9 protein-coding genes are annotated in these 14,588 nt (G+C 60.4%); 8 read left to right on the top strand and 1 reads right to left on the bottom strand.

Features of this window, described 5'->3' with window-relative positions; translation table 11 throughout:
* Positions 1-19: 19 nt before the first annotated feature.
* From Q368_RS23890 to Q368_RS0112465, 8 genes are all read left to right on the top strand, one after another.
* Positions 20-2,167, top strand: a complete 2,148-nt coding sequence (locus Q368_RS23890; RefSeq protein WP_084158763.1) for an aldehyde ferredoxin oxidoreductase N-terminal domain-containing protein — start codon at positions 20-22, stop codon at positions 2,165-2,167.
* A gap of 101 nt (positions 2,168-2,268) precedes the next feature.
* Positions 2,269-3,714, top strand: coding sequence for a B12-binding domain-containing radical SAM protein (locus tag Q368_RS0112495; protein ID WP_052360148.1), 1,446 nt, complete (start codon positions 2,269-2,271; stop codon positions 3,712-3,714).
* A gap of 338 nt (positions 3,715-4,052) precedes the next feature.
* On the top strand, positions 4,053-5,195 hold the full coding sequence (locus Q368_RS0112490; protein WP_029459406.1) for an iron-containing alcohol dehydrogenase: 1,143 nt from the start codon (positions 4,053-4,055) through the stop codon (positions 5,193-5,195).
* Positions 5,195-6,406, top strand: a complete 1,212-nt coding sequence (locus Q368_RS0112485) for a PAS domain-containing sensor histidine kinase (RefSeq protein WP_029459405.1) — start codon at positions 5,195-5,197, stop codon at positions 6,404-6,406. Before Q368_RS0112490 ends, Q368_RS0112485 begins: the two co-directional genes overlap by 1 nt.
* A 10-nt stretch (positions 6,407-6,416) precedes the next feature.
* Positions 6,417-7,766: a sigma-54-dependent transcriptional regulator gene (locus Q368_RS0112480; RefSeq protein ID WP_029459404.1), complete on the top strand. Its 1,350-nt coding sequence runs from the start codon at positions 6,417-6,419 to the stop codon at positions 7,764-7,766.
* 585 nt (positions 7,767-8,351) lie between these two features.
* On the top strand, positions 8,352-11,048 hold the full coding sequence (locus Q368_RS0112475) for a hypothetical protein (RefSeq protein WP_156955701.1): 2,697 nt from the start codon (positions 8,352-8,354) through the stop codon (positions 11,046-11,048).
* A gap of 68 nt (positions 11,049-11,116) precedes the next feature.
* Positions 11,117-12,028: a hypothetical protein gene (locus tag Q368_RS0112470; protein ID WP_029459402.1), complete on the top strand. Its 912-nt coding sequence runs from the start codon at positions 11,117-11,119 to the stop codon at positions 12,026-12,028.
* Positions 12,029-12,124: 96 nt separating this feature from the next.
* Positions 12,125-13,513 (top strand): tetratricopeptide repeat protein, encoded by a 1,389-nt coding sequence (locus Q368_RS0112465; RefSeq protein WP_029459401.1) that lies wholly within the window; start codon positions 12,125-12,127, stop codon positions 13,511-13,513.
* 509 nt (positions 13,514-14,022) lie between these two features.
* On the opposite strand, the gene Q368_RS0112460 is transcribed toward Q368_RS0112465, so the two are convergent.
* Positions 14,023-14,280, bottom strand: coding sequence for a hypothetical protein (locus tag Q368_RS0112460; protein WP_029459400.1), 258 nt, complete (start codon positions 14,278-14,280; stop codon positions 14,023-14,025).
* Positions 14,281-14,588: the final 308 nt, after the last annotated feature.

Genomic DNA, 14,588 nt, shown 5'->3' with positions numbered 1-14,588 from the left:
TTTGAAAGGAGCTGCGACAATGTATGGATGGGCTGGAAAGATATTGCGGGTGGACCTGAGCAATGGTTCCATCACCACGGAAGAGACCAAGAAGTACCTGGACTACACAGGCGGCCTCGGCTTCGGGTACAAGATCATCTTTGACGAAGCGCCCAAGGCGGGCCCCTTTGACCCTGAAAACCGGCTGATCTTCGCCGTGGGTCCCCTGACCGGCACCCTGGCGCCCTCTACCTCACGGCCGGAAGTCATCAGCATTTCGCCGCACTCCTTCGCGACGCAGTCCAAGCACTCCCTGGCCTCGCGGAGCAACTTCGGCGGCTACTGGGGCGCGGAGCTGAAGTTTGCGGGCTACGACGCGATCATCGTCCAGGGCAAGTCCCCCAAGCCGGCGTACATCAACATCAACAACGACAAGGTGACCATCGAGGACGCCTCGGGAGTGTGGGGCCTGGACGGCATCGCCGCCCAGGAAGCCATCAAGGAGAAGCAGAAGGACAACGATATCCAGATCGCCGCCATCGGTCCCGCCGGCGAAAGGATGGTCCGCATCGCGCCCATCATCCACCGGCTCGGCAACGTGGCCAGACAGGGCGGCTTCGGCGCCGTCATGGGCTCCAAGAACCTCAAGGCCATTGCCGTGCGGGGCACCAAGGGCGTCGACGTGGCGGACAAGAAGGGCCTGATCGAATACGTCCAGAGCGTCCGCGAGTTCCAGCCGGCCCCCCTGGGCGCCACCCCGCTGTCCAAGGGTCCCCTGAGCTGGACCGGGAAGCATCTGGATCCGAAAGACATCAACCATCAGGCCCAGCGCTTCGACCAGACCGAGAGCAATGCGCCCTGGCTGAAGAAATACCACCTCAAGACCCAGTCCTGTTACTCCTGTCCCCAGGGCTGCTACACGTACATGAAGGTGCCCAAGATGGGCACTGGCGCGGTGAGCTGCACCCAGTGGTTTTACGCATGGATGGGAAACAAGGACGAGGGCACCTTCCAGGCCAGCCAGTTGGTCAACAAGCTGGGTCTGGACTCTTTCGAGATGTTCCCCATGATCCAGTTCATCTGGCATCTGCAAGACGAAAAAGTGGATGGCAAGAGCGTGCTCCGGCACATGTACGACCAGAAGCTGGTCAGCAAGAAGAACCTCGAGGCCCTGGAGGCCGCCCACTATCCCCGCGAGGGCGGGAACCTGGGCTCCGCCGGCCTGGAGGGTATGTTGTCGCTGATGGCCTATCGTGAAGATTTCCTGGGCGACGCCTTGGGCGAGGGCTTCCGCCGGGCCATGGACATCATCTCGGACGAGTTTACGAAGCGCAAGATGCCCGAGGTCGCCAAGGCGGTCATGAAATTCATAAAAATGGAAGGCATCATGGGCGGCGTGGTCGGCGGCAACGGCGGCTGGGGCATGTCCGCCCACTACGACCCCAGGACTTTCGGCTACTACTGGGCCGTGAACTTCGCCATGGAGAACTGCGACCCCATGCGCCACTCCATGACCAACCTGATCGAATGGACAGGGCTTTCCTTCAAGCAGGCCATGCCCGTGGCCGTCAAGCACTGGGGAAAGGACGTCGCGGAAAACGGGCTCAACGACATCCACCGCAGCCGCGACACCCCCCTGACCTGGAACGGCGAGAAGTCTGCCAAGGCCAACGCCTATCTGAGCCAATTCATTCATTATCGGGGCTGCATCAAGGACAGCATGACGGGCTGTGACTGGGTCTATCCCGTCATGGTCAGCGGCCGCGAGGACCGGGGCTACGCCGGAGACATCTCGGTGGAGTACAAGCTCTTGGGGTATGTCACCGGAGAAAACATGACCCAGGAAAAGCTCAACGAGCAGGCCGCCAGGACCTGGACGCTGCACCGGCTCCTGACGGTCTTGGAGTGGAACGACGGCAAGCCGGTGAACATGCGCGAGGAGCACGACCAGATCCCGGACCACTTCTTCGCTCCGGTGGATACCCGGCTCCTGCCCTCCTTCCCCCCGTCCGACCCGCCGCACCCGCCCCTGGTTCGCGAGCACTTCGAGGCCACCAAGACAGAGTACTACAAGCTCATGGGGTGGGACGTGAAAACCGGACTGCCGACCCGCAGCTTGCTCAAGAAGCTGCACATGGACGACGTGCTCGCCTCCTTCGAGGCCCAGGCGTTCCAGTTGCCCAGCTAGTCGACAATGGTTCTTGAGCAAGGCTGCCACCCCTCAAGAACAGTGCTCTCCGCCCTCCTGGAGACGCCAGCCCTCCGGGAGGGGGGGAGCACGCAACGCGCATGGCGGGCCGCGCCGTCGCGGCCTGCGTGCTGACCAGCATCATGAAAAAAATCGTGCTCCTGACCCCTCCCGCGGTGCGGCTCATGAATCCGGTCACCTTCAGCGCGGACCTGCTGCCGCCCAAGACCTGGGTTCCCCTGGGCATAGCCTCCCTGGCCTCGGCCCTGCGCTCCGGCAACTTCGACGTGGAGTTCCACGACCTGCACGACCGCGACTGGCCCCTGGTCGAGGCCATGCTCTCCGAAAGCGCACCCGGCCTGGTGGGCATCAGCTGCTTCACCTTCGGCCGGGCCAACGCCATGCGCCTGGCCGAGCTGTCCAAGCGCCTCTTCCCGGAGGTACCGGTGGTCATGGGCGGCCCCCACGCCACCTTCTTCCCGGACCAGGTGCTCGCTTCCGGCAACGTGGACGTGGTGGTCCTGGGCGAGGGGGAGAACACCATCGTGCAACTGGCCCGACGTCTGGCCCAGGGCCGGGCCCCGGACGACGTCCGGGGCATCGCCTTTCTCAGGGACGGCCACGTGCGCCTGACCCCGCCCCGGGAGAGCGTCACCGACCTGGACGTGTTCCCCTTCCCGGCCTACGACGCCTTCGACCTGACCCAGTACAAGTCCCCGGAGATCCCGCCTCAATACCAGGAGCTGACCGGAACCCATGTCATGACCTCCAGGGGCTGCCCGTTCCACTGCGAATTCTGCTCGGTGAACAAGTTTTTCAACGGCAAGTGGGCCTTCCGCTCGCCGGGCAACGTGGCCGACGAACTGGAGAAGCTGGTGGCCGACCGCGGCGTGCGCCACGTGTATTTCTCGGACGACCTGTTCTCCCTGAACCACCAGCGGACCATCGGCATCTGCAGGGAGATCCTGGACCGAAAGCTGAACCTCGTCTGGATGGCCGAGACCCGGGTGGACTGCGTCAACGAGGAGATGCTGGCCTGGATGCGCAAGGCCGGGTGCTACCGGGTCTACTACGGCGTGGAGTCCGGCAGCCCGCGCATCCTCAAGTCCGTCAACAAGGGCTTCACCGTGGAGCAGGTGGCCAGGGCTTTCGCCCTGACGCATAGGGCCGGCATCGAGCCCAGCTGCTTCCTCATGGTCGGCAACCCCGGCGAGACCCCGGAGACCATAGACGAGACCATCGCGCTCATCCGGGAGATCCGGCCGGCCACCTCCCCCATCGTCGGCATCACCACCATCCTGCCGGGGACCAGGCAGTACGAACTTTCCAAGCGACAGGGACTCATCAGCGACGCCTATTGGCGGTCGGACGCGGCGCCTCCGCTGTACACCGGCGAATACGACGTGGACGACCTGATCCAGCTGCAAATCCGACTGGCCAGGGGGGTCTGCCCCGAGGTCTACGAACAGATGTGCGCCATCGGCCTGGACGACGACTATTTCCGCCTCAGGCGCCTGCTGGGGGACAGGCATGCCCGCACGGCCTGAGCGGGGCGTTGGCTAAAGATACGGCCAGTGAGACCAAGAGCACCTATAAAGGGTCGGCCAGGGGGCTTCGTCGGCTATGCCGCCATCCTGCGGCGGCGTTATCACGGTTGGAAGAAGGGAGGCGTAGGATTCGGGTCACACTGCCCCGAAGGGCGAAATCGGAGCGGATCCATGTGCTTATGGTTGCCCGGCATTGACAGAAATGGGGTGAACAACTAGGCAAGATCAAAAGGATTCTCAAACGGGTGTCTGCCGCCGGCGACGCCTGGCCGCAGACCGCCCGCCGCCGCGGACGGTCACACGCGGGGAGCCGCTTCAAGACCGGGGGCGCGAGAGCCATGGGCATTCACAAGTTCACCATTCCGGAAATCATTTTCGGCCGCGGCAGCTTCGACTATGCCGGCGTGTGCGCCAAACAGCTCGGGGCCTCGAAGATTTTCGTCGTATCCGATCCGGGGGTGGAGGCGGCCGGCTGGCTGGACAGGCTCATAGCCATCCTCAGGCGCGAGGGCCTGGAGTCCGTCTATTGCAACGACGTGGCCCAAAATCCCAAGGACCATCAGGTCAAAAAGGGAGTGGAGCTGTACCGCCAAAGCGGTGCGGATGTGGTTTTGGCCCTTGGCGGGGGCAGCGTCATGGACGCGGCCAAGGGCATTGCCCTGGTGGCCAGCAACGGCGGGGAAATCAAGGACTACGAGGGAGCCAATCAGGTCAAGGATCCCCTGCCGCCCATGGTCTTCATCCCCACGACCATGGGCAGCGAATCCAACATTTCCCAGTTCGCGGTGATCACCGACGTGGCGCGGCGCATCAAGATGACCATCATCAGCCGGACTCTTGTTCCCAATATCTCCATCACCGACCCGAACCTGCTCGGCACGCTGAGCCGCGAACTGCTCCTGGCCCCCCTGTTCGACGCCCTGGCCCATGCGGTGGAGTCCTACCTGTCGCCCCTGGCCAATCCCCTGACCGAGGTGCAAAGCCTCAAGGGACTCGACCTGCTCTGGCGTCACAGCCGGCCGGCCTTGGCGACCCTGGCCCTCGACGAACTGGAGCAACTGGCCGTGGCCGGACTTTCCTCCGGCATCGCCTTCACCAACGCCAGCGTGGGGCTGGGACACGCCCTGGCCCATGCCCTGGGCGGCATGTACGACGTGGTGCACGGCGTTTCCCACGCCCTGCTCCTGCCGAGCGTCATGCGGTACAATCAGCCGGAATGCGAGGCGAAGATGGCCGTGATCGGTCGCATCCTCCTCGGCGAGCGCCTGGAGAGCGACGCGGCCACGGCCGCGGGCGGCATCGCGGCCCTGGAGCGCTTTCGCGAGGAGATCGGCCTGCCGGCGCGGCTGCGCGAGGTCCTGCCCGACAACACCATGCTGCCCAAGATGAGCCGCAACGCCGCCAAGGACATCTGCCTGCTCACCAACCCCCGGCCGGCCGGATGGAAGGACATCCTGAACATCTACTACGGAGCGTGGTGATGACGCGCGACACCAAGCTCGCGGACATCAGCGGCATCGAGACCGTCAAGCTGGGGTTTTTCAAGGAGGTCAAACGCAAGATCCGCGAACTTGAGGCATCGAACCAGGAGCTCGAACAGAAACGCCGGGACATCCAGGCCATCCTGGACGGTATTCCCGACGTCATGGCCGTGATTTCCCGGGAGAAAAAAGTGCTGTCGGTCAACAAGTCCTTTGACGACACCTACCCCGGGCTCGCGCCGGCGGGCCTGACCTGCCACAAGATCTTCAAGGGGTGCGACGCGCCATGCTCCCCCTGTTCCATCGAACTGGCCATGGAAAGCCCGACCCGGGTTTCGCGCAGTCTGCAAATCCTGAACCGTGGCGGCGAGAACCGGCAAATCGAGTGCACGGCCTCGGTCATGCTGGACGGCACAAGCAAGCCGAACCGGATCTTGCTGCTGCAGCGCGACGTCACCCTGGAGAAGCAGTTCCAGGCCAAGTATTTCCTGGCCGAGCGCATGGCCACGGTGGGCGTCTTGGCCGAGGGCGTGGCCCACGAGATCAACAACCCCCTCACGAGCATCAGCGGCTTCGCCGAAACCCTGGCCCTGCACCTGGGCGAACTCGAGGCCCTGACGCCGGCGAGCGAAAAGGCGGCGGCCCTTTTCGAGGACTTTCACGAGTTTCTGGACACCATCCTCATGGAATGCAGCCGTTGTTCGGGCATCGTCCAGAACCTCCTGACCTTCGGCCACCGCGAGGTCCGGCAACTGACCACCGTCGACCTTAACGACGTCGTGGCCAATTGCCTCAAGCTGCTCGGCCCCAGGCTCAGCCGCCTGCCCAAGGACATCATCGCCCTGGAGACCGGGGGGGAGGACGCCCCCGTGGTGCTCGGGCATCCCGGGGAACTGATGCAGGTCATGCTCAATCTCGTGGGCAACGCCCTGTACGCCGTACGGGCCTCGGGCAGGATCAGGATCAGGACCGGGGTCAGGGACAACATGGTGGCGCTCGAAGTGGCCGACACCGGGGACGGCATCGCGCCGGAGCATATCGGCAAGCTCTTCGAACCCTTTTTCACCACCAAGCCCCCGGGACAGGGCATCGGCATCGGCCTGTCCACCTGTTACAACATCATCCGCAAGCATGGCGGGGAGATCAGCGTGGAAAGCGAGCCGGGCAAGGGCGCGGTCTTCGAGGTCATCCTGCCCTACCTGTCGCAATAGGCCGCAACGCATGTATAAAACCGGAGCCATCAACCTTTTGGTGGTCGATGACGAGCAGTCCATCCGCCGCCTGGCCCAAAAGGCCCTGGCCGCGCCCGACCGGGTGGTGACCACGGCCGAGTCGGCCGAAAAGGCCATCCGTCTCACCCTCGAACAGGACTTCGACGTCGTCCTCCTGGACATCCGCCTGCCCGACAGCAATGGCCTCGGCCTGCTCGAACGGTTCCGGGAGCGCCTTCCCGACGTGGAGGTGATCATGATCACCGCCTACGCCGAGGTGGCGAGCGCGGTCGAGGCCATGAAGATCGGGGCCTACGACTACATCACCAAGCCGTTTTCCCTGGAACGGATCAAGTTGGTGATCGAGAAGGCCTACCAGCGTTCCGTGCTGCAACGGGAAAACCGGATTTTGCGCCGGACGGGGACGCCCAGGCCCGACTGCAAGCTCGTTGGCCATTCCCTGGCCATCAAACAGATCCTGTTTCTCATCAGCAAGGTGGCGCCGACCCGGACACCGGTACTGATTACCGGCGAATCAGGCGTGGGCAAGGATGTGGTGGCCCACAACATCCACAACCAGAGCGCCTGCGCGGACAGGCCGCTGGTCATTAAGAACTGCGGCACCTTCAACAAGGAGTTGTTGCGCAGCGAGCTTTTCGGCTACCGCAAGGGGGCTTTCACGGGGGCGACCGAATCCCGGGATGGCTTGCTGGCCCTGGCCAACAACGGAACGCTTTTCCTCGACGAGGTCGGCGAACTGTCCCTGGAACTCCAGTCCATGCTGCTGCGTCTTTTGGAGTCCCAGACCTACCGGCGGGTGGGCGAGACCGAAGAGCGCAAGGTCAACATCCGTTTTCTGTTCGCCACCAACCGCGATCTGGCCAAGGAGGTCGAGGCCGGACGTTTTCACGAGGCCCTTTTCCATCGTCTGAACATCTTTCGCATCGAGGTGCCGCCGTTGCGGGAAAGAATAGAGGACATCCCGGCCCTCACGACCCATTTCCTCGGCCATATCTATCCGGACCGACCGCCCTACAAGATCGCTCCCACGGCCGAGGCCTGCTTCCTGTCCTACCACTGGCCGGGCAACGTCCGGGAGATGCGCAACGTTCTCGAGCGGGCCATCATCCTGTCCGAAAACGACCTGGTCACGGCGGGGACGCTGCCGCAAGAGATCGTCGGAGCCCTGGACGGCGCCGAAAAAAGAGGGATTCTCCCGACTCTCGAACAAAGCGAACGCCAGCTCATCATGCGGGTTCTCAACCATGTGGGCGGCAACCGGACCGTGGCCGCCAAGATGCTCGGTATCGGCCGCAAGACCCTGTATCGCAAGATGTGCAAGTTCAAGCTGCCGCAATAGGTCCTGCGGGATGGGGAAAATTCCCGAATATGCCGGTTGGAGGCCACAGGAACATCCACGCCGTGGCGAGCGAAGCTCTTGAGAAGTCGCACAATAGCGGCGGGACCGCCAAGGGCGGTGAGTACTTTGAGGAATTACTCTTGCTGCTCTTGCGGGGCCATGTCCCGTGCCTTTCTTCATCAGAAATGATGCGTCCCTCCGCGCCCTCCCCTCTGCGACAAGATCCCACCGCGGCCTGCTGAAAATCTGGTTCTCCAGGGCTGGATTACCGCCCAGTGGCTCACCTCTGCATAACCGCCAGGGACCGGGCTTGGGTCGTTTTAGCCGGACAGCCCAGAAGATTCAGTGTGATGAAATGTGCCTTGCGGCTTGTGCCGGAAGACCTTGCGTGTTGTCCCGACTCTCTTGGTGGCTGCTTGGAGAAGGAAAAATCGCCTGCCGACAAGAAGCGCGCACCGGTCTCGATTCTGGTTGTCTGCAATGGGAATCGCAAAATGGTAATGATACACGAAATGACGGCCACACGATAACGCGCATTGAGAAACTGCTCTTTACCTTGAACCTCACCTACGATAGCATCTTTTTGTGACGATAAAGTTGACTTCGCTTGTCTGCTTTGAAGAAGCGGGGCGTACTTCAAAGCGCAACAGCAAAATGGTGGTAATTTTAAAAATGAAAAAAATTTTTTATGTCCTTTGTATTGCGACAGAGTTTCTTTGCTGCAGCCTGGTCGCGCACGCGGAAGTAGTCGGACAATCCTTGATGCAAACTGATGTATTTAAGCAGTACGTTAATGAACGAAAAACCCTTGAGGACAAAATTTCCATCACGAACAGCAATATAGAAAGCCAGAAAAAGGAACTCGCAGGTGAAGCAGTTAACATGCTAGAGAGACTTGGGCCGTCTCTGTATAATGGGAATCTTGGCAATGAAGTAATCAACATATTAAAAGAATACGCCTTAGTCTTTCTCGGGGGTGAAACAGTTATATATATAGCCATGGCAATCAGCTTGCTTGTCTCAATATTGTATATCGTTTATTTGAAAAAATATCATCCCAACAGATGGATTCTTTCAACATCGTTTAGGACATTCTCTTTTCTCAAGAAAAAGATATTGCGCCAAAATGGCGTGCTGCCGTTGCTTGTCATAGCTCTTCTTCTGGGATCGGCCACAACTGCCAAGGCAAAGACAAATGTATTACAAGACATGAACATGTACTATACAGGAAATCAGTTCGAAAAAGGATATTTACTGTGCAAGTATTCAAAAGAACCATTCACCCTTGACTATACGGCCGTAAACAATACTCCGGTCATCAAGCAGCCCGGTCCCGGCTTTGAGCGTGCGTATGACATGATTGCCCATCTGATCGGGCTGCATCTTTCCGCTTCCGCAGGCGAATTCGCTTGGCTCTACGACAGGGCAGACAACGAGGCGCAGCGACGGATGGTTTTCGAGTTGTTGGTTCAATTGCCCAAGGATGCGGTTCAGGCCGCCGCCGAAAAAGTAATCGATAGCATTTGCGATCAAGGGCGCCGGCAGGTGATGGTGTCCATCGATCGTTTCAAGATGCTGCTTGCCGCCTTGGCTGGAAGCGACAACCGGCTTTTTGCCAATGGCTTGGTCAAAACCTTTTTGGCAAAGGCCGTCAGCCAGATCCGTGACCTGGAAGGGCTCGATGCCCTTGTCGGACTGGCCGTAGCCAACGACGCCTTTGAAACCTTGCGCGAACCCACGGCCAAGGTCCTGAAAACCATTCCCAGCCGTCTTTCTTTTTCCGACACGGTGTATGCCGCCCGGGTCTACTTCCGCATCGACAAGGATATGTCACGGAAATTGTTCAACGATATTCGATTTGATTTCCGCAAATTCATGGAGCAGCCCATTTTGACGCAAAAATTGGTCGAGTTGATGCAGGAGTTATCCGGCGTCGCGGCGTTTCGACCGATTTACGATACCGACAGCCTGTATAAATCTCTTCAACAACTGCCAAATTCGCTTCGTGTCCAGATTACGAGTCTTCTTGACAGCGTTGACACCGCATTGGCCGGCGTTGCCTACAACAGCATCGGGCACGATGCCGGAGATCTTGTTTTTCGCGATTCAACTGTGTTGCGACTCTTTGCCGAATTAACTGCAAAATACAACAAAAATGGCAATGGCGATATTGTAAATGCGCTTGCTCGCGCCGTCGTGGAGTCCAATGTCCCTTATATAAAAGGTGATGTTCTCGAGGCCGCCGGCCTGATGGGAGAAAAGCCCGAAGCCTTCGCGGAATCCGTATTTACATACGACATGGGCACTGATTTCAAATATAATCGGAATGACAAGTTGTTCCTGTCGCTGGTCACGGTATTGACACCGCAACAGATAAAGGCCTTCGAGGACTATTTCGCCAAGAAAACCTCCCTGGCCAATGGCCTGCTCATCGTCCTTTTTCAGAAAGATAAGCCGGCGTTTTACAAGCTCCTTGGACATGTTTTCGCCAACGCGCCGCAAAGCATCGCCGATCTGCGCCTGCCCAACGAATCCTTTGACCTGCACGGCGTGGCGACGGCTTTTTCCGCGCAGGCCCTCAAGGGCTTCGAAACCATTCCGGCGCCAGTCCTTTTTGCACAACATGAACTGGCCGGTCCGGAACCGGATGTCAAACTGGTACGGCGAGCGCTGATTCCTGAGCTCGATCGCCTGTTTCGCGATTTCCTCACGAACGAGCCGAAGAGCCTGACCGAGGAACAAGCCATCGAAACGCTTATCCTGCTGTCCATTGTGGGGGAACCCGGTGGTGCGGCCTTCAAGGAGGAGCACTTCGTCCTCAACAAGCTTGCGCAGGACTATTTTTCCGGGGTCGTTGCGAACGGGACCGCCATGTTGCGGCAAGCTGTGGCGGAGAGAGAAGAGGCTTTGTCCGTGTTGCAAAAAGCCGTTTCTCTCAAGAAAAGCGTAAAACGCCTGGAGATCGTATCGACAATTTATAGCGGAATGATCGCACTCTATCTCTTTTTCGGTGCTGCGCTTTCACTGCTCTATGCCTGCAATGTTCTGCTGCCGGGGAAGAATCTCAGCCTTGTCAACGGAATATTGCATTGGGCGGAGTCATTTGCCTGTTACCTTATGGCAACACTCATCGTGCTTGTGCCGGGGTTCTTCCTCAAAGTAGGCACGCAGTTTCTGCGCGGTCTGTTGGCAACAGAGACCATGACGCCATCCCTTGAAGAGTGCGTTGCCGCGCTCGGTACACAGTCGCCTGTTCTCGAGGAAAAGACGGAAACGGCCTGATCGTCGCCAGAAAAGGGTGAGGATCCGTTTGAGACGCAAGAAGCAGTCGATTGCAGCAAGGAGAACCCATGTCGGACAAAAAGAATAACCATGTTGTTTGCGCCGCATTCGCCAGTTTTTTTCTATCCTTGACGCTTTTCCTTGGCGGGTGCGGCGCTCCGGTGCACAAGGTCGTCACGCCTGATCTTGAAGCACAGATGCTGCGGGATCTGCAAGAAGGAAAAATGGTTCTAGTGAGCAACAATCTCAATGCAAGCTTCTATTTTATTGGAAGTTGGCGTGGCATGGCGGCTGCTTACAACTCCCACCAATGGAAGCAACTGGCAATTTTGGTCATGACCACAGGTCATGAGATCGATGTAGCCTATTACTTTCTTGGCGCTGCCGCAGAACAACTCGGCTATTATGAAGCTGCTTTGACATATTACGACAGGGCTGTCGATCTGTACAATGACAATGTCTATGACCACCACTGTCGAGACTTGATCAGCTTCAGCGGTTGTCCCATCAATTTGCGCCGGGCGTTGCCCGCCCGCATCGCCAGCGTACGCAACATCCTCCAGACTCAGGCCGTGGCGCAGGCACGCATGGAGGCGCTGCAGCGGCAGCAGGAAGAGGATCAGGCGCGAAAGACCAGGCACCAAGCGCGACAGCAGGCTGCGCGGCAGAAGAATCAGCCGTCCAGGCAGGAAAAAACGCAGACTGCCGCCAAACCCACTGCGGCCGGACCATCCCCTGAAGCGATGCAACCCACCCCCCTGGAACCCGTCCGGGACATCCCCGTCGAAGCCGCTTCCGCGCGTGCCCCGGCCCGGACGACGCCAGCCGTGACTGCGCCTGAAGACAAGATTCCGGTCCAGGACAAGGTCCGCATCAATATGCCTGATCTCAAACCCGATGCGCCGACGCCTTCGTCCGACGCTCCGGCGAAGACGCCTGCCCCCAAAACGCCCAAGACGCCCAGCGACGATTACTCGTAGAATACGACAGCAACGGCCGGTGCCTTGCGCTTCCTTCGGCGATTGGCAAAAGGGGGAGGACGCCAGGCACGGCCAATACCTGGCAAGGGAGGCGGCATGCGCGTCCACTGGATCCTTCATCTGGCGATCGTTGTGGCCCTGATGCTGGCCGGGGGAGTTCCTTGTCATGCAGGCCCTGCGGACGGGGGACAAGGCGAGGTCGGCTATTCCACGGGAACGGACGAGCCTGCGACGTCCGGCCCGCCCCGGGCAGAATCCTCGACGAAGGCGGCTTCCGAAAGCGCGGTCCGGGATACCAAGCCGGAAATATCCATAACCCTCGACCGGCTCGAAAGCCTGCCACCCGAACCCGAAACGGCTCCCGTCACGCCGCCTCGCGCCACGGCGCCTTCCCAGCCACTACAGGGCGAAAAAAACGCCGCGCCGCCACTTCCCCGGCAGGACGCGCCATCCGGGAGGGCCGTATCCGACCATGCACCGCCCGCAAGCCCCTCCTCTCCGATCATGGCCATGCTCGAAAACACGCTCCATGGGCGTTATGACGCGACGATCGCTCTGAAGGAGCGGATGCCGAAGAAGGTGTTCCATGAGGCGTACGATCGGGCCGCGGCCAACGAGCTCAGCCGCAAGGGCAATATGCTGCTCAACCAACAGGGGGATATGGCCGGCGCGCTCGAAGCCTACGCGGCTGCGTACGCAAAGGACAAATCGAGCTCCGAAATAACCGGCAGCTACGGCTATGCGCTGTTTCGCAACGGGCAGTTCGCACAGGCTCGCGACAGGGAGGTCGAGTCCCTCGAGATAAAACCGGGCTATGGCGCCGCGTGGTTCGTCCTGGGACAGATTTTCGGCTATCTCAAGCAGGAGGACTACGCCTACGCCAGCTTCGTCAACACCTGCCTGTTCACCCGCAACAGGGAAACCACCCTTGGCTTCCTGGATCGGGAAAAGGACAAGTACGGCGAGGTGTGCGTGCAACGAGCCGCGGCACGTGCGCTTGAAACCTGCCGAAATCTGGCCGCTCGGGGGACCTCGCCTTCGGGCGAGGGGCGGACGGCTCCGCCGCCGGCCCGCATGACGACGCCTGGGGACAGCGCGCCGCGCATCGGAAAAGTTGATATCAAAAAAATCGTGCTCGACAGCAATCGGTTGCCGGAACTGGTCGGCAGGCTGGCAAAGATGGAGGGGATCTCCAGGCAGGAACGCGAACAGCAGATGGAGGCAATGGTTGTCCCCATGGTGACGGCCGTGCGCGCTCTCGTAAGCCGTTATGCCCGGGAGCATGGATATGGGGTCGTGCTTCCCGTGGGCGGGGAAATGCCGTTCCGGCAGCAAGGCCCGCTTGGGCCACAAGCCTTTTCCCTTGTGGGGGTTGATGCGACGGTGTTGCGCTTTCTCAATAGCCCCGAGGGGATACGGTTTCGGAGAACGGTCGCCATCGACGACCTGACGTCGGCGGTTTCCCAGCGTTTCAACGCGCGTTGAGCTTGGAACACCGCCCTGGGAGACATGCCTGCGTTGGCTGGCAAATGCCGCCAGCCGGGCGAACATCCAGGACGTGGGGAAAAACCGGCGACGACTGCCGCTTCGCGGTCCGGAGAAACAGGCTGAACAGCGACTTGCGAGAATTGCACGCCGCAGTCTCGTTCCCGCACTGGCCTTCACGGCAAGACCGCCGCAGCCATCCTGGCCATGTCGGACGCGGGACAGGTGGCTGCACGTGACCAGTTGGCCTTGTCCGGGGTCAGGGCTGCGTAGTTCGGTTTCAGGTGCGGTCAGTTTGTCCGACAGGAGGACCGGAAACGCATCTGCCGGGTCATGGAGCGCTGGTATCCGCCCGTGCTGCTGCTGCAACTGGACGCGGGACCCGGGACGCGGCCCCGGTCGGTCTATCAGCTCTTGGCGAGTGGAAAGCTCAGGATCGTGGAGGAGCGGACGACGGTTTCCCGCCAGAAAAGGGGAGCCGCGTCAAATGGCCTCGCTGCTCTACGAAATCATTCTCCCGTCCTCGGGATGACCTGGCCGGTCCTGGTGTTCACGTGGGCGTTAGGCCCTGCCGGGACGTAGGCTGTGCCCGTTTGCGGCTCAACGATAGGCCCTTGAAGGATCGCCGGCCCCGTGTAGGTGCGGCCGTCGTTGTCCACCATGCCGCCGCTGCCGTTCGGAATGAACACGGTCCCGGGCCGGTCTTGTTGGGCGAAGGCAACTGCCGCCAGGGACAAAAAAGCCAGGGTCAGGACGATCCGCTTCATGGTGGCCCCTTACGGGTTTGAGTTGATAGCATGGCCTACGGCGACGTGGGCAACGTGTCCACTCCCTGCCGTCCCCCTCTCCTCGGACAAATCCTTCGCCCTGCCCCCGAGCGCCCCGGTGGCGGAACGGGCCTGTATCTGCGGGCGCGCCCGACGCCGGCCTATCCCTCAAAGGGGGGGTGCAAATCCCCCCTTTGAGGGATTGTCAAGGGAAGATCTTTCAGGTCACGCTTTTCATGGAAAACGTAGAGGAAGGATGCGGTCCAGGGAAAGCCGGGGATGCATCAACGCGACGGCACAACGATACG

This window comes from Solidesulfovibrio alcoholivorans DSM 5433 (assembly GCF_000702665.1).
Classification (GTDB): Bacteria; Desulfobacterota; Desulfovibrionia; order Desulfovibrionales; family Desulfovibrionaceae; genus Solidesulfovibrio; species Solidesulfovibrio alcoholivorans.
Note: the sequence above shows the minus strand (reverse complement) of the source record. Positions and strands in the feature narration are given on the sequence as shown.